Origin of the sequence: Stenotrophomonas thermophila, from assembly GCF_001499715.1 — a bacterium.
In the GTDB taxonomy this organism is placed as follows: domain Bacteria; phylum Pseudomonadota; class Gammaproteobacteria; order Xanthomonadales; family Xanthomonadaceae; genus Stenotrophomonas; species Stenotrophomonas hibiscicola.
The window spans coordinates 50,640-65,876 of record NZ_CVIW01000009.1 but is presented as its reverse complement, the minus strand read 5'-3'; the positions used below and the strand labels follow the sequence as shown (position 1 = coordinate 65,876).

Here is a 15,237-nt window from a genome sequence, read left to right as displayed (position 1 = left end):
GCGGGGGACGGCGAACGCTGCTCCTGCGTGCCTCGTAGAGCGCCATCCATGGCGCTCTGCGCCCCGCCTGCCCACACCGCCCCACCCCTGACAGATTCCGGGTGTCTGCCGGGCTTGGGGTCGGATCCCTCTGCTGCGCAGAGGGCACTGACCCCTGAATCTGTCTGTGCGGGCGGGAGGCGCTAAAATGGCGGGGTGATCGCCAATACCGCTGCCTACCATTTCGCCGTCATCGACGCCCCTCAGGCCCTGTGTGACCAGCTGCTGGCGCGTGCCGAGGCGGCACAGCTGCGCGGCACGATCCTGGTGGCGGGCGAGGGGCTGAACCTGTTCCTGGCGGGTGCGCCAGAGGCGGTCGAGGGTTTCTACGCAGCGCTGCGCTCTGACGCGCGCTTTGCCGATATGCGGGTCAAGACCAGCTTCAGCGAGCACCAGCCGTTCGCCCGGCTGAAGGCCAAGGTGAAGGACGAGATCATCAGCTTCCGCCGTGATGACGGCCAGCCGCTGGACTATCCGCGTGCGCCGGCGGTCGATCCGGCCACCGTGCAGCGCTGGCTGCGGCAGGGGCATGACGATGCCGGCAAGCCGGTGGTGATGCTCGATACGCGCAATCTGCAGGAAGTGGAGTACGGCACCTTCAAGGATGCGCTGGTGTTGCCCATCCACAAGTTCACCGACCTGCCGGAGGCGCTGGTGCCGCACCGCGAAGCACTGAAGGACAGCACCGTGGTCAGTTTCTGCACCGGCGGCATCCGCTGCGAGAAGGCGGCGCTGTGGATGGTCAACGACGGCATGGACAACGTGCTGCAGCTGGACGGTGGCATCCTCGGCTACTTCGAGGAAGTGGGCGGCGAAGGCTACGAAGGCCGCTGCTTCGTGTTCGATGAGCGCATTGCGCTGGATGCGGAACTGAAGCCGATGGTCGACCAGCCGTTGCCTGATCCGCGCCCCAGCGCGTTCTAAGCCGGGATGTCGATTCCCCGGTAGAGCCGGCCGCTGGCCGGCTGCCAGGGCACGTTGCCGGCCGGCCAGCGGCCGGCTCTACCGAATCAAGCGCAGCCAGTCGTGGACCCGCGCTGCGGGAATCAGCATCCTGCCACCGGCACTGGCCGCTGCGCCGGGTCGTCCCCATGCATGGGGGATCCTGTGACGGAAAAACGCCTGATGATCCCGTTGTCGATCCTTGACCTGGCCCCGGTCTGCGAGGGCAGTGACACCACCACCGCCTTTGCCAACATGCTGGAACTGGCCCAGCACGCCGATGCGCTGGGCTACCGCCGCTACTGGCTGGCCGAACACCACAACATGCCCGGCATCGCCAGTGCGGCCACCGCCGTGCTGATCGGCCATGTCGCCGGCGGTACCCGGCGCATCCGGGTCGGTGCCGGCGGCATCATGCTGCCCAACCATGCCCCGCTGCAGGTGGCCGAGCAGTTCGGCACGCTGGCCTCGCTGTATCCGGACCGGATCGACCTGGGCCTGGGCCGCGCACCGGGTACTGACCAGCCGACCGCGCGTGCATTGCGCCGCTACTTCGACAGCGCGGACCAGTTCCCACAGGACGTGCGCGAGCTGCTGCACTACTTCGAGCCGGTTCAGCCGGGGCAGGCGGTGCAGGCCGTTCCAGGTGGCGGCCTGCGGGTACCGACCTGGATCCTCGGTTCCAGCCTGTTCGGCGCGCGCATGGCCGCGTCGATGGGCCTGCCGTATGCGTTCGCCTCGCACTTCGCACCCGACGCGATGGACGAAGCCCTTGCTGTCTACCGCCGCGAGTTCCGCCCCTCGGCGGCGCTGAAGCAGCCGCACGCGATGCTGGCCCTGAACGTCGTTGCCAGCGACAGCGAGGCGGAGTCGCGCCGCCTTTTCACCAGCCAGCAGCAGAGTTTCGTCAACCTGCGTCGTGGCCGGCCGGGCAAGATTCCGGCACCGATCGACGACATCGAGTCCTTCTGGGAGCCGCACGAAAAACTGGGGGTGGAGCGGGCGCTGGCCTGCACCGTGCTGGGCGATCCGCAGCAGGTCGGGGAGGGCATCGCCGCGTTTGTCGAACGGCACAAGCCCGACGAGCTGATGCTCACCGCCAACCTGTACGACCACCGCGCGCGCTTGCGCTCGTTCGAACTGACCATGCAGGCCTGGCACGCCCGCCACGCGGGCTGAACAATTGCGTCACGGGCTGTTGCGGCCGTGCCCGGTCTGATGGGGGCTCATTCCGATGGAGTCCCCCACATGGCCGACACTCGCGCCGAACACGTCAACCAGCTGGCCGAACTGATCAAGGATGTGGAGGTGGCCATGTTCACCACCACCGGCGTCGACGGACGGCTCTACAGTCGGCCGCTGGCCACCCAGCAGGTCGCCTTTGACGGCGACCTGTGGTTCGTCATCACCGCCGACAGCCCGAAGGTGGCCGAGATCGCGCTCGACCCGCGGGTCAACGTGGCGTATGCCTCGCCCTCGAACAACACCTATGTCTCCGTGGCCGGGCGTGCCCGCGTCGTCGATGACCGCGCGAAGGTCGAGGAGCTGTGGTCGCCGGCGATGAAACTGTTCTTCCCGGGTGGCAAGGATGATCCGAACCTGCGCCTGATCCACGTGCGCGCCGAGAGCGCCGAATACTGGGATGGCCCGGGCACGCTGCTGGGCAAGGCATTGAGCTTCGTGCTGTCGGCGGTGCAGGACGAACCGGCGGCGCTGGCCGACAACGGTTTCATCGACCTTCGGTGATTGCTGCATCCACGCGTGGCGTGGATCTACCCGATGTCGGTAGTGCCGGCCGCTGGCCGACAACCCTGGAAACGTGGCAGCCGGCCAGCGGCCGGCTCTACCGGATGCCGCTTCAGAACCAGCGCTGGAACAGCTCCAGTGTATAGCCCACCAGCTGCCCCGAACTGAAGCCGAAGAACGCGATCGCCACCAGTGCGGCGATCCAGTTGAACAGCATCAGCGCACCATCGCGTTCCAGCAGCGCCAGCGAGAACAGCAGCAGCTGGAAGCCGAACAGGAAGTTGGTGAACGGAATCGGCAACGACAGCAGCAGGCCCAGCAACACCAGCAGCAGGCCAGTGAACGCGTGTGCGGGCAGCGGTGTCAGCAGCTGCGGCAGGCGTGGCTTCAGCATCCTGTCCAGCCGCCGCAACGGGCGATCGATACGGTCCAGGAAGCGGTGCATGGTGCCGCGCTTCGGCCCGCGTCGGGCAATGAAACCGGGCAGCCAGGGGCGGCGCAGGCAACACAGCATCTGCAGGCCGATCAGGACCACCAGTGGGCCGCTGACCGCACCCCCCATGCCCGGGATCGGGATGAACGAGGGCAGGATCGCCACGAACAGGAACACGCCGAACGCGCTCTGCTGCAGGTTGCTGAGGATCTGGCCGAGCGGCATGTGCTCGGCGGGATCGCCGGAGGCGAACATCTCCAGCAGGGTGCGGATGCCCTCGTTGCGGTAGGTCGGGCGCTGCGCGCCCTGGCCCTGGCCGGCCTCAGGCGGTGAGCTCATCGGCCTGCTCGTCGGATAACGTGCGCAGCAGCAGCTTGTCCACCCGCGCACCGTCCAGGTCGACCACCTCGAAGCGCCAGCCGGCCCAGTCGAAGTACTCGCCTGCGTGCGGGATGCGGCCGAAGTAATGGATGCACATGCCGGCCAGCGTGTAGTAGTCGCCATCCTCGGCATCGGGCAGGTCGTTGCTTCCGATCAGCTCGCGCAGGTCCTCGATCGGCAGCGAGCCGTCGACCAGCAGCGAGCCGTCCTCGCGGGTCACCACCAGTGCGTCTTCATCGGCATTCTCCACCGCCTGCAGGCGGCCAACCACGGCGCCCATCAGGTCGCTGATGGTCACCAGGCCCTGGATCTCGCCGTACTCGTCCACCACCAGCGCCATCGACTGCTGCTCCTCGCGGAAGATCTCCAGCAGCTTCATCGCGTGGGTCGATTCGGACACGTACAGCGGTTCGCGCAGGGTCTGGAACAGCGCGTTGTCCCCGCGCGCCATGCGCGTGGCCAGCGATTTCAGCTCCAGCACGCCGACCACGTCCATGTCGTTGTCGCGGTACACCGGGTACCGCGAGAACTCGTGCTCGGCCATGATGTCCAGATTGCGCTCCAGCCCGGCCTGGGTGTCGAGCCAGGCGATGCGGTTGCGCGGGGTCATCAGGCTGTCGGCGGTGCGGTCGCCCAGGCGCATGACGCGGTTCATCATGTCGCGCTCGTGGGCGTCGATCACGCCAGCTTCGTGGCTCTCGGCCACCAGCATCCGGATCTCCTCTTCAGTCACCTGCGCGGCCTCGTCCTTGCCCAGGCCCAGCACCTTCAGTACCAGCTGGGTGGTCTTGGACAGGAGCCAGACGAAGGGCAGGGCGAGCCTGGCCAGCCAGCTCATCGGCATCGCGACCAGTCCGGCAATGGCCTCGGAACGTGTCAGGGCCAGGCGCTTGGGCACCAGTTCGCCGAAGATCAGCGTGATGAAGGTGATCAGCGAGACCGCCAGGGCGGTGCCTACTTCGCGCGCGTACGCAAAGCCGGGCATCAGGCCCTGCAGCCAGCCGGCGATCGCGTCGCCGATCGCATCACCACCGAGGTAGCCGGTGAGTACGCCGATCACGGTGATGCCGATCTGCACGGTGGACAGGAAGCTCTCCGGCTTCTCCGACAGCTCCAGCGCCTTGGCGGCGCGCTTGGAGGTGGCGGCCATCTGCTTCAGGCGGCTCTTGCGCGAGGTCATGACCGACATCTCGGACATGGCGAAGAAGCCGTTCAGCAGAACCAGCGCGAAGACAATCAGGATCATTTCAAACACGGGCGTCGTCCCCGGTTGGTGGCAGGGAGGGCAGGTGCTTGCGATGGCGGCAGGCGCTCAGGAACGGGGTCCGGCGCGGCGCAGGGGGATAAGGGTCGTCGTCCATAAGGTGCGCCTGAAGGCGCGCTGGCATCTTAGCAAAGGGGCGTGGCAGGGTGGCAACCGCCTGTTCAGGTTGGGGCTCCCAGAGCCCGGAAAGGGCGCGGGGATACCCGTGATGGTCATCTAGCCGTCATAATTCGCTCTGGTGCCGTCCTTCCCGCGACGGCTGACAGGTTTCTCAATGTTCTCTCTGCAGACCATTTTCGGTTCCGGCAAACAGTTCTACACCCTGCTCGATGAGGCTGCTGTCGCGGCTTCCGATGCCGCCAAGGCGCTGCATTCCATGCTGCGCGAGGCCGACCGCCAGCCCGCGCTGGACGCCTTCAAGCTGGCCCGCCTGCGCGAACGCGCGGCCTCGGACAAGATCAGCCAGGCGCTGGTGGACAGCTTCATGACCCCCATCGAGCGCGAAGACATCGAAGCGCTGGGTTCGGCCCTGTACAAGATTCCGAAGCAGATCGAGAAGTTCGCCGATCGCTATTCGCTGGCCACGACCCACCTGGAGCACATCGACTTCGCGCCGCGCGCGGCGATGCTGGAGCAGGCCGCCGGCGTGGTGGTGGAGATGGTGGCCGACCTGCGCCACATGAACCTGGACCGGATGACCGCGCTGAACGAGAAGCTGCGCTCGCTGGAGAACGAGGCCGACCGTCTGATGCTCGAGCTGTACCGCGACATCTACTCCGGTCGCCTGGACAACCTGCAGATGTTCCTGCTGAAGGAATTCTTCGAGATCCTGGAAAAGGCCATCGACCGTTGCCGCGAGGCTGGCGTGGTGGCGTACCAGATCGTGTTGAAGAACAGCTGACGGACGCCGCCGCATGTTGACCCTTGTCCTGGTAGTGATCCTGGCCGCGCTCGTCTTCGAGTTCATCAACGGCTTCCACGACACTGCCAATTCCATTGCCACCGTAGTGGCGACCAAGGTGCTCTCGCCCGGCTGGGCGGTGATGCTGGCCGCCTTCATGAACCTCATCGGTGCGCTGACCGGTACGGCAGTGGCGCTGACCATCGCCTCGGGCCTGCTCAACACCAACGTGGTGGAAGTCACCCCGCAGGTGATCCTGTGCGCGCTGCTGGGCGGCATCATCTGGAACCTGATCACCTGGTGGAAGGGACTGCCGTCCTCGTCCTCGCACGCGCTGATCGGCGGCCTCTGCGGCGCCGGCCTGGCTGCGGCCCACAACAACTGGGATGCCCTGATCTGGTCCGAGCGCCTGGGCAGCTGGGCGCAGAACAAGGGCCTGCTGTGGAAGGTGTTCGTGCCGATGATCACCTCGCCGATCGCCGGCTTCCTGCTCGGCATCGTGGTGATGGTGCTGCTGTGGGCGCTGATCGCCGGCCTGGCCAAGGTCGGTGGCGCCATCGGCCGCCTGGCCCGCCCGCGCATCGTCAATGCCTTCTTCGGCAAGGCGCAGATCGCCTCGGCGGCCTACATGGGCTTCGCCCACGGCCACAACGACGCGCAGAAGACCATGGGCATCATCGCGATGACCCTGATTGGTGCCGAAGCCACCGGCGCACTGAACGATCTGCCGTCCTGGCTGGCCTTCATGCACCCGGACGCGCACGCCGGTGACGGCATCGCCATGTGGATCGTGCTGACCTGCGCGGTGGTGATGGCGGCCGGTACCGCTTCGGGTGGCTGGAAAATCATCAAGACCCTGGGCCACAAGATGGTCAAGCTGCACCCGATCCACGGCTTCGCCGCGGAGACCAGCTCGGCCACCATCCTGACCCTGGCGGCCCACTTCGGCATGCCGGTCTCGACCACGCACAGCATCTCCACCGCGATCATGGGTGTCGGCTTCGCCAAGAACCCGCGTTCGCTGAAGTTCGGCGTGATCGAGCGCATCGTCTGGGCCTGGATCCTGACCATCCCGGCGGCCGGCGGCTGTGCGTACCTGATCCTGAAGCTGTTCGAACTGTTCGGCTGGACCTGATCGCCACGCCAGGGTTGCAAACGAAAAAGCCCGCCATATCAGGCGGGCTTTTTCATGGGCAAGAATTTTTCCGCACCCACCGTGTCGACCAAGGTCGACACCTACCAGAGCAGAACCAGGGTCAGAGCCCGTTGCCAAACAACGGGATCCACCCCCGTGCCGACCAACGGTCGGCACCTACCAACAGCGCCCGGAAACTGTCGAAGGCGGGGTGGGGTGGGCAGGCGGGGGCGCAGAGCGCCATGGATGGCGCTCTACGAGGCACGCAGGAGCAGTTTTTGCCGTCCCCCGCCTGCCCATCCCACCTCGCCAACCCACGGAAACCCTGCTTTTGCCGTTGCAGTTGCAGTTGCCGTTGATCCGGCGGGGGCCGGGCCGCAGGCCCGGCCACCACCATCAATCAGTTGCGCTGGAACAGCGCCTTCACGTCATTCCGGAACGCCGCCTGGCTGTCCGTCCGGCTGTAGAACATGTGCCCGCCCGGATAGCTCCGCACCTGCACCCGGTCCGGATTGCTGCCCATCGTCGGCATCTGGTCCACGGTCAGGATCGAACCCATGAACGGGCACGACAGGTCGTTCCAGCCATGCACGATCAGCACCTGCAGGTGCGGGTCGATCGCCACGGCCTGGCGCAGCTGGGTCACCGCGCCATCGCGCAGCTCGCCATTGCGGTCCCATAGCCGGTTCACGTCGTAGTTCAGCGCCTGGTACCGCGCATCCACCTTCCAGCCGACCACGCGCGTCACGAAGTCGACCATCGCCGTGGTGGTCGGCGCGATGATGCTGTCCAGCAGCGGATCGTTGGCGCGCTGCTCCGGATCGTTCGGGAATGGATCGAACGCGGTCACGTTGGAGTCGTAACGGCTGCCCAGCGTGCCCTTGTCGCGGAACACTTCCCGCAGGTAGGCCTGGGTTTCCAGCCGGCCACCGGCACGGCGCACGAACTGCGGGTCCAGCCCGGTCAGTTCGGTCACCCGGCGCAGCATCGCCTCGGTTGCCTGCGGATCGCTACGGCCTTTCATCAAGGCGGTGGCGTAGTCGCCACGGGTGTATTCCACTACTTCGCGCATCGCTGCATCGGTCAGTTTGCCCTGGCGCTCCAGGTGCGCGGCAGCGATCGACGGCAGGGTCTGCATCCACGCCATCGGCGAGACATCGGCGTTGTCTTCCAGGGTCGGGCTCAGGTACGGCGAGACCAGTACCAGGCCGTTCATCGCCACGCCCAGCCGGGTCTGCAGGTAGTGGGTGATGCGCGGGCCGCGATAGCCGCCGTAGCTCTCGCCAGTCAGGTACTTGCGCGACGCCATGCGCTGGTTGCGCAGCAGCCAGTCGTAGATCGAGCGTGACAGGTATTCGATGTCGGCGCTGGGGTTGTACAGTGCCTTCTTCGCTTCATCGTCGCCGATCCGCGCGCGGCTGAAGCCGGTGCCGACCGGATCGATGAACACCAGGTCGGTGAAGTCCAGCCAGGTGCCGGGGTTGTCGTGCAGCGTGGCCGGCGCCGACGCGCTGTCACCCTCGGAGCCGAAGGTCACCACCTTGGGCCCGATCGCGCCCATGTTGAGGTACACCGACGACGCACCGGGGCCGCCATTGAGCGCGAAGGTCACCGGCCGGTCCTTGCCCGGCATCGTGTAGGCGGTGAACACCACATCGGCGATCACCTTGCCCTTGGCATCGCGTACCGGCAGGGTGCCGACGGTGGCGGTGTAGTCCAGGGTGCGGCCGGCCAGGCGCATGCTCTGGCGGGCTGAGGCGTCTGCGGGCAACGCAGGTGCCTCGGTCTTGTCGTCTTTCGGATCGGGCTTGGCGTCGGCATCAGGCGCGGCCAGCACGCTGGCTGGGGCGATGAGCAGGCCGACGCAGAGCGCGGCAGTGTGCAGCAGGGACTTCATGGCACCGGGTGGGCAGCGGAAGGGGATTCCGATGCTAGGCCGGTGGCGGCCCATGTCGTATGTGTCCAAAGGCATGGCCGTGCGTTGAGCCCGCTACTGGCCAGATTGGGTCAAGCGGGCAGGGTGGCGGCCGCTTCGTCATCGGCCAGCAGGCCATAGACGGCCGAGTCGGCCAGTTCCCCCTGGATCCGCCAGCGCTGGCGCAGCACTCCCTCGCGGCGGAAGCCCAGGCGTTCGAGCACGTGCGCGGAGGGTGCGTTGCGCGGGTCGATCTCGGCTTCCACGCGATGCAGGTGGAGGGTGCCGAACAGGTAGGCCAGTACCTGCTGCAGGGCCTCGTGCATGTAGCCCTGGCCCTGGCGATCCGGTGCCAGCAGGTAGCCGATCTCGGCGCGTGCCGCATCGCGGTCCAACGCAAACACCACGCAGATGCCCAGCAACGGGCCGTCCAGCGTTTCGCGCACGGCCAGCTTGAGCTGGGTGCCGGTGGCCTGTGCCGCCAGGTCATCGTCGATCTGCGCGCGTGCCTCGGACGGTCGTGTCCATGCAGGATGGTTCCAGAACCGCATCACGTCCGGATCGGACTGGATTGCGAACAGGGCGGCCGCATCGTCGCGGCGGATCGGGCTCAGGACGAGGCGCGCGCTGTGCAGCGGCAGGCCGGGAAACAGCAGGGAGTGGCTGGCCAATACGTTGGTCCACACGGATGGACGCGCATTATGGCGCCGCCGGGTTTGCCGATGGGGGTGGAATGGCCGGGGCGCATGAACCGGCACTACCGGGCGATGGGGCCAGAGCCGTTTCGCGGCAGGAAACGGGTCCGGCCCCGTACCGGCATCAGACTTCCAGCGACGCCAGGTCGCCCTTGCTCTCCAGCCAGCCCTTGCGGTCGGAGGCGCGCTTCTTGGCCAGCAGCATGTCCATCAGCGAACTTGTCTGCTCGCGATCGTCCACGGTCAGCTGCACCAGCCGGCGCGTATCGGGGTGGATGGTCGATTCACGCAGCTGAGGCGGGTTCATCTCGCCCAGGCCCTTGAAGCGGGTCACGTTGATGGCGCCCTTGATCTTCTCGCGTTCGATCTTGTCCAGCATCGAGCGCTTTTCTTCCTCGTCCAGGGCATAGAACACCTGCTTGCCCACGTCGATGCGGAACAGTGGCGGCATGGCCACGAACACGTGGCCGGCATCGACCAGCGCAGGGAAGTGCTTGAGGAACAGCGCGGTCAGCAGTGTTGCGATGTGCAGGCCGTCGGAGTCCGCGTCGGCCAGGATGATGACCTTGCCGTAGCGCAGGCCGCTGATGTCGTCCTTGCCCGGGTCGCAGCCGATCGCGATCGCCAGGTTGTGCACTTCTTCCGAGGCCAGCACGCTGTTGGAGGAAACCTCCCAGGTGTTCAGGATCTTGCCGCGCAACGGCATGATGGCCTGGAAATCCTTGTCGCGGGCCTGCTTGGCGCTGCCGCCTGCCGAATCACCTTCCACCAGGAACAGCTCGGTGCGCGACAGGTCCTGGCTGATGCAGTCGGCCAGCTTGCCGGGCAGGGCCGGGCCCTGGGTGACCTTCTTGCGGACGACCAGCTTTTCGGTCTTCAGGCGGGCGCTGGCGCGCTCGATGGCGATCTGCGCGATCTTCTCGCCCAGCTCCACGTTCTGGTTGAGCAGCAGGCTGAAGGCATCATGGGCGGCACCTTCGATGAAGCCGGCCGCCTGGCGTGAGGACAGGCGTTCCTTGGTCTGGCCGCTGAACTGCGGGTCGGTCATCTTCAGCGACAGCACGAACGACACGCGGTCCCACACGTCTTCCGGGGCCAGCTTGACGCCACGCGGCAGCAGGTTGCGGAAGTCGCAGAACTCGCGCAGCGCCTCGGTCAGGCCGGTACGCAGGCCGTTGACGTGGGTGCCGTGCTGGGCGGTGGGGATCAGGTTGACGTAGCTTTCCTGCACCAGCTCGCCTTCCGGCAGCCAGGCCACTGCCCAGTCCACGACCTCGGTGTCCTTCTTCAGGCTGCCGACGAACAGCTCGGCCGGCAGCATCTCGCGATCACCCAGCTCCAGCTTCAGGTAATCGCGCAGGCCGTCTTCGTAGTACCAGGTATCGACTTCACCGGTGGCTTCATCGGTCAGCTTCACGGTCAGGCCCGGGCACAGCACGGCCTTGGCGCGCAGCAGGTGCTTGAGCGCGCGCACCGCGAACTTCGGCGTATCGAAGTACTTCGGATCCGGCCAGAAGCGCACGCGGGTACCGGTGTTCTTCTTGCCGACGCTGCCAACTACTTCCAGCGGTGTGGCGCGGTCGCCATTGCGGAAGGTGATGCGGTGTTCGGCACCGTCGCGCTTGATGTGCACTTCCACCAGGGTCGACAGCGCGTTGACCACGCTGACGCCGACGCCGTGCAGACCACCGGAGAAGGTGTAGTTGTTGTTGCTGAACTTGCCGCCGGCATGCAGGCGGGTGAGGATCAGCTCGACGCCCGGGATCTTTTCTTCCGGATGGATGTCCACCGGCATGCCGCGGCCGTCATCGCTGACCTCCACGCTGCCGTCCTTGTACAGGGTGATCTCGATCGAGCGGGCGTGGCCGGCGAGGGCCTCGTCCACCGAGTTGTCGATCACTTCCTGCGCCAGATGGTTCGGGCGCGCGGTGTCGGTATACATGCCGGGACGGCGCTTGACCGGGTCAAGGCCGGACAGGACTTCAATATCGGCGGCGTTATAACGGGCGTTCATCTGTCTTCGAAAGCTTGGAGCGACGGGCAAGTGTGGGGTCTGGCACGGGATTTTGCACGCCTGCGGTTCAGTCTCGGCGACGCAGAGGGGGTAAAATGGCAGCCGCTGGAATCTGAACGCCGGCGCTCCGTTGGATCAGAACGTCCAAGCCATACCGCGAGGAGGACTCCATGAAGAAGTTGCTGACCATTGCGATCCTGGCCGCTGCCGCCGTTGCAGTGCCGCTGGTGGTGGCGCAGAACGCCGGCCAGTCGGCCCCGCAACAGGGTGATCAGGCCGACAAGGCCCAGGCCGAGGCCGATGCAAAGGCCAAGCGCCGGGCCCAGGCCAATGCCCAGATGAAGGCGCAGGGCCAGCCGGCCCCGCAGCAGGAAGAGGAAGAGGAAGCGCGCAAGAAGCGCTGATCCTGCAGCCTGCCAGGCGCCCTTGCGACAAGGGTTGCGCTCCGGAACGCCCCGCTCAGCGGGGCGTTTCTTTTTGGGAACGTGGCGTCTGCCCCTTGGGTTGGCGGCCATCAATCTGTAAACTATGGCTTTCCGGGAGTAAGTGCGTGTCCACCATTTGCGAATGGGCTGGAGCGGCCAAGCGTGGCTTCCAGCATGGCGGGTCGCAGGTGACGGTCGATTTGGCCGGCACGGCCGCCCCGACCTCGCACGATGGTTCCGGTCCGGCGCCTGCCGCCGCACGGATCCGCACCTCCCTCGCTGCCTCAGCGAACCGGAAAACCCCCTCTGAGCACCATGCCCGCCCTCCGGGTGCGCGTGGTGCTGCCGTTTTCCATTTCCAGACAGGATGCTTGCAGCCATGACTCCCTTGATTTTCGTAACCGGCGGCGTGGTGTCCTCGCTCGGCAAAGGCATTGCCGCCGCGTCGCTGGCCGCCATTCTCGAAGCCCGTGGCCTGAAGGTCACGATGATGAAGCTCGATCCGTACATCAACGTCGACCCGGGCACCATGAGCCCGTTCCAGCACGGTGAGGTCTATGTCACCGACGACGGCGCGGAGACCGACCTCGACCTGGGCCACTACGAGCGCTTCGTGCGCACCCGCCTCAGCCGCAAGAATTCGGTCACCACCGGCCGCATCTACGAGAACGTGATCCGCAAGGAGCGCCGCGGCGACTACCTGGGCGCGACCGTGCAGGTCATTCCGCACATCACCGACGAGATCCGTCGCTGCATCGACGAAGCCACCGAAGGCTACGACGTGGCACTGGTCGAGATCGGCGGCACCGTGGGCGACATCGAGTCGCTGCCGTTCCTGGAGGCGATCCGCCAGGTGCGCACCGAACGTGGCCCGGAGAAGGCGCTGTTCATGCACCTCACCCTGGTGCCGTACATCGGCGCCGCCGGCGAGCTGAAGACCAAGCCGACCCAGCATTCGGTGAAGGAGCTGCGCTCGATCGGCATCCAGCCGGACGTGCTGCTGTGCCGCTCCGAGCAGGCGGTGCCGGATTCGGAGCGCCGCAAGATCGCCCAGTTCACCAACGTCTCCGAGCGCGCGGTGATCAGCGTGCCGGACGTCGACGTGCTGTACCGCATTCCGTCGGGCCTGCATGCACAGGGCCTGGACGAAATCGTGGTCAACCAGCTGAAGCTGGCCGACAAGGCCGGTCCGGTCGATCTTTCGATGTGGGAAGACGCGGTCGACGCGACCCTGCACCCGCTGGATGAAGTGACCATCGCCGTGGTCGGCAAGTACGTCGACCACCAGGACGCCTACAAGTCGGTCGGCGAAGCACTGAAGCACGGCGGCCTGCGCCAGCGCACCAAGGTCAACCTGAAGTGGCTGGAAGCACAGGACCTGGAAGGCACCGACATGGCTGCACTGGCCGATGTCGACGGCATCCTGGTACCGGGTGGCTTCGGTGACCGCGGCTTTGAAGGCAAGGTGCTGACCTCGAAGTTCGCCCGCGAGCAGCAGGTGCCGTACTTCGGCATCTGCTACGGCATGCAGGCGGCAGTGGTCGATTACGCGCGCAACGTGGTCGGCCTGGAAGGTGCCAACAGCACCGAGAACGATCGCCAGTCGCCGAACCCGGTGATCGGCCTGATCACCGAATGGCGCACCGCCAGCGGCGATGTCGAGAAGCGTGACGACAAGAGCGACCTCGGCGGCACCATGCGCCTGGGCCTGCAGGAACAACGCCTGAAGCCGGGCACGCTGGCCCGCGAGCTGTACGGCAAGGACGTGGTCGCCGAGCGCCACCGCCACCGCTACGAGTTCAACAACCGCTACCGCACCCAGCTGGAAGATGCGGGCCTGGTGATCGCGGGCAAGTCGATGGACGACACCCTGGTGGAAGTGGTCGAGCTGCCGCGCGATGCCCACCCGTGGTTCCTGGCCTGCCAGGCGCACCCGGAATTCCTGTCCACGCCGCGCGACGGCCACCCGCTATTCATCGGTTTCATCCGTGCCGCGCGCGAGCGCAAGGCGGGCGGCAAGCTGCTTTCCGAAGCGCGCGACTGACTTGTGAATGGGGGCGTGGGCCCCCATCCTGCATGCTTCAACCCCCAGCGCACCGGCCCGGCCGGTGCTGCGGACAACAAGGAAACGCCATGAAACTGTGTGGATTCGAGGTCGGGCTGGACCAGCCCCTGTTCCTGATCGCCGGCCCCTGCGTGATCGAGTCGATGCAGCTGCAGCTCGATACCGCCGGCAAGCTGAAGGAGATCACCGGCAAGCTCGGCGTCAACTTCATCTTCAAGTCCAGCTTCGACAAGGCCAACCGCACCTCGGGCACCGCCTTCCGCGGCCCGGGCATGGAGGAGGGCCTGAAGGTCCTGGCCGAGGTCAGGAAGCAGATCGGCGTGCCGGTGCTCACCGACGTCCATGAGTACACCCCGATGGACGAAGTGGCCTCGGTGGTGGACGTGCTGCAGACCCCGGCGTTCCTGGTCCGCCAGACCGACTTCATCCGCAAGGTGTGCTCGGCCGGCAAGCCGGTCAACATCAAGAAGGGCCAGTTCCTGGCGCCTTGGGACATGAAGCCGGTCGTGGAGAAGGCCAAGGCCACCGGCAACGAGCAGATCATGGTCTGCGAGCGTGGTGCCAGCTTCGGCTACAACAATCTGGTCAGCGACATGCGTTCGCTGGCGGTGATGCGCGAGACCGGTTGCCCGGTGGTGTTCGACGCTACCCATTCGGTGCAGCTGCCGGGCGGGCAGGGCACCAGTTCCGGTGGCCAGCGTGAGCACGTGCCGGTGCTGGCCCGTGCCGCCGTGGCGGTGGGCATCTCCGGCCTGTTCGCCGAGACCCATCCGGACCCGTCCAAGGCCCTGTCCGATGGCCCCAATGCATGGCCGCTGGACCAGATGGAAGCCCTGCTCGAGACCCTGATGGAACTGGACGCGGTGACCAAGAAGCACGGCTTCTCGCGCTTCGCGTGAGTCGTGACCCGTGGCTGGCGCTGGAAAACCAGCGCCGCCGCCGGCACTGGAAACAGTGGCCCTGGGGCCTGATCGCACTGGGCCTGGCCGTGCTGTTCACCGTGGGCATGTTCGGTCTGGTGCTGATCGGCGCCGCGTCCGCGCGCCCGCCGGGTGATGGCAGCACCACGCTCAATCTGCGCGCGTACTTCCTTGCGCTGCTGGCGGGGGAACTGCTGGCTGCCGTGGGATGCGTCGTCTCCGCCGTGCTTGCGTGGCGCCTGAATCGTGGCAAGGTGGCCGCCGGGTTGGCGATCATCCTGCTGTCGCTGTGGCTTGGTGCCCTGTTCTACGGGCTGTTCTGATGAATGCGACCTTGGCAACCCGTGATCGGCCCTGGGCCT

General features: G+C 66.4%; 14 protein-coding genes. 9 read left to right on the top strand and 5 right to left on the bottom strand.

All coding sequences use genetic code 11. The features are described from left to right. The first annotated feature begins 195 nt into the window (after nt 1-195). The 3 genes from BN1263_RS05845 to BN1263_RS05835 all read left to right on the top strand — a co-directional run bounded on the left by BN1263_RS05845 (nt 196) and on the right by BN1263_RS05835 (nt 2,727). The gene (locus BN1263_RS05845; protein WP_058980153.1) at nt 196-963 is read left to right on the top strand and encodes a sulfurtransferase; all 768 of its coding nucleotides are present in this window, start codon (nt 196-198) and stop codon (nt 961-963) included. Between the two features lie 201 nt (nt 964-1,164). Continuing rightward, a complete protein-coding gene (locus BN1263_RS05840) occupies nt 1,165-2,160 on the top strand; it encodes an LLM class flavin-dependent oxidoreductase (RefSeq protein WP_019658893.1) in 996 nt (331 codons plus the stop codon). Nucleotides 2,161-2,229: 69 nt separating this feature from the next. Continuing rightward, on the top strand, nt 2,230-2,727 hold the full coding sequence (locus tag BN1263_RS05835; RefSeq protein WP_058980151.1) for a pyridoxamine 5'-phosphate oxidase family protein: 498 nt from the start codon (nt 2,230-2,232) through the stop codon (nt 2,725-2,727). Nucleotides 2,728-2,839: 112 nt separating this feature from the next. Here the strand turns inward: BN1263_RS05835 and BN1263_RS05830 are convergent, their stop codons facing one another. Both BN1263_RS05830 and BN1263_RS05825 read right to left on the bottom strand, forming a co-directional pair. Beyond that, entirely contained in the window at nt 2,840-3,499 is a 660-nt protein-coding gene (locus tag BN1263_RS05830; protein WP_058980149.1) for an exopolysaccharide biosynthesis protein, read from the bottom strand. After that, entirely contained in the window at nt 3,483-4,787 is a 1,305-nt protein-coding gene (locus BN1263_RS05825) for a hemolysin family protein (protein WP_005416017.1), read from the bottom strand. The genes BN1263_RS05830 and BN1263_RS05825 overlap by 17 nt, the downstream gene beginning before the upstream one ends. Nucleotides 4,788-5,079: 292 nt before the next feature. On the opposite strand from BN1263_RS05825, the gene BN1263_RS05820 reads away from it, so the two are divergent. Beyond that, nucleotides 5,080-5,706, top strand: coding sequence for a DUF47 domain-containing protein (locus BN1263_RS05820; protein WP_004152833.1), 627 nt, complete (start codon nt 5,080-5,082; stop codon nt 5,704-5,706). A gap of 13 nt (nt 5,707-5,719) precedes the next feature. Further along, nucleotides 5,720-6,841: an inorganic phosphate transporter gene (locus tag BN1263_RS05815; RefSeq protein ID WP_019658889.1), complete on the top strand. Its 1,122-nt coding sequence runs from the start codon at nt 5,720-5,722 to the stop codon at nt 6,839-6,841. A gap of 400 nt (nt 6,842-7,241) precedes the next feature. Here the strand turns inward: BN1263_RS05815 and BN1263_RS05810 are convergent, their stop codons facing one another. The 3 genes from BN1263_RS05810 to parE all read right to left on the bottom strand — a co-directional run bounded on the left by BN1263_RS05810 (nt 7,242) and on the right by parE (nt 11,465). After that, nucleotides 7,242-8,738, bottom strand: a complete 1,497-nt coding sequence (locus BN1263_RS05810; RefSeq protein ID WP_058980147.1) for a S10 family peptidase — start codon at nt 8,736-8,738, stop codon at nt 7,242-7,244. Nucleotides 8,739-8,848: 110 nt separating this feature from the next. After that, entirely contained in the window at nt 8,849-9,427 is a 579-nt protein-coding gene (locus BN1263_RS05805) for a GNAT family N-acetyltransferase (protein ID WP_019658887.1), read from the bottom strand. Nucleotides 9,428-9,575: 148 nt separating this feature from the next. Further along, nucleotides 9,576-11,465 (bottom strand): DNA topoisomerase IV subunit B, encoded by a 1,890-nt coding sequence (gene parE, locus BN1263_RS05800; RefSeq protein WP_058980145.1) that lies wholly within the window; start codon nt 11,463-11,465, stop codon nt 9,576-9,578. Between the two features lie 170 nt (nt 11,466-11,635). Here parE and BN1263_RS05795 point away from each other — a divergent pair, with 170 nt between their 5' ends. From BN1263_RS05795 to BN1263_RS05780, 4 genes are all read left to right on the top strand, one after another. Then, entirely contained in the window at nt 11,636-11,869 is a 234-nt protein-coding gene (locus tag BN1263_RS05795) for a hypothetical protein (RefSeq protein WP_019658885.1), read from the top strand. 400 nt (nt 11,870-12,269) lie between these two features. After that, nucleotides 12,270-13,934 (top strand): CTP synthase, encoded by a 1,665-nt coding sequence (gene pyrG, locus BN1263_RS05790; RefSeq protein ID WP_058980143.1) that lies wholly within the window; start codon nt 12,270-12,272, stop codon nt 13,932-13,934. 89 nt (nt 13,935-14,023) lie between these two features. Next, a complete protein-coding gene (gene kdsA / locus BN1263_RS05785) occupies nt 14,024-14,854 on the top strand; it encodes a 3-deoxy-8-phosphooctulonate synthase (protein WP_019658884.1) in 831 nt (276 codons plus the stop codon). Continuing rightward, nucleotides 14,851-15,198, top strand: a complete 348-nt coding sequence (locus BN1263_RS05780) for a hypothetical protein (protein ID WP_058980141.1) — start codon at nt 14,851-14,853, stop codon at nt 15,196-15,198. Before kdsA ends, BN1263_RS05780 begins: the two co-directional genes overlap by 4 nt. Nucleotides 15,199-15,237 lie beyond the last annotated feature (39 nt).

What these genes read in the sequence shown, in the direction of transcription:
- BN1263_RS05835 (WP_058980151.1), top strand. Translation starts at nt 2,230, where the DNA reads ATGGCCGACACTCGCGCCGAACACGTCAACCAGCTGGCCGAACTGATC.
- BN1263_RS05840 (WP_019658893.1), top strand. Translation starts at nt 1,165, where the DNA reads ATGATCCCGTTGTCGATCCTTGACCTGGCCCCGGTCTGCGAGGGCAGT.
- pyrG (WP_058980143.1), top strand. Translation starts at nt 12,270, where the DNA reads ATGACTCCCTTGATTTTCGTAACCGGCGGCGTGGTGTCCTCGCTCGGC.
- BN1263_RS05810 (WP_058980147.1), bottom strand. Translation starts at nt 8,738, where the DNA reads ATGAAGTCCCTGCTGCACACTGCCGCGCTCTGCGTCGGCCTGCTCATC.
- BN1263_RS05795 (WP_019658885.1), top strand. Translation starts at nt 11,636, where the DNA reads ATGAAGAAGTTGCTGACCATTGCGATCCTGGCCGCTGCCGCCGTTGCA.
- kdsA (WP_019658884.1), top strand. Translation starts at nt 14,024, where the DNA reads ATGAAACTGTGTGGATTCGAGGTCGGGCTGGACCAGCCCCTGTTCCTG.
- BN1263_RS05830 (WP_058980149.1), bottom strand. Translation starts at nt 3,499, where the DNA reads ATGAGCTCACCGCCTGAGGCCGGCCAGGGCCAGGGCGCGCAGCGCCCG.
- parE (WP_058980145.1), bottom strand. Translation starts at nt 11,465, where the DNA reads ATGAACGCCCGTTATAACGCCGCCGATATTGAAGTCCTGTCCGGCCTT.
- BN1263_RS05825 (WP_005416017.1), bottom strand. Translation starts at nt 4,787, where the DNA reads ATGATCCTGATTGTCTTCGCGCTGGTTCTGCTGAACGGCTTCTTCGCC.
- BN1263_RS05820 (WP_004152833.1), top strand. Translation starts at nt 5,080, where the DNA reads ATGTTCTCTCTGCAGACCATTTTCGGTTCCGGCAAACAGTTCTACACC.
- BN1263_RS05815 (WP_019658889.1), top strand. Translation starts at nt 5,720, where the DNA reads ATGTTGACCCTTGTCCTGGTAGTGATCCTGGCCGCGCTCGTCTTCGAG.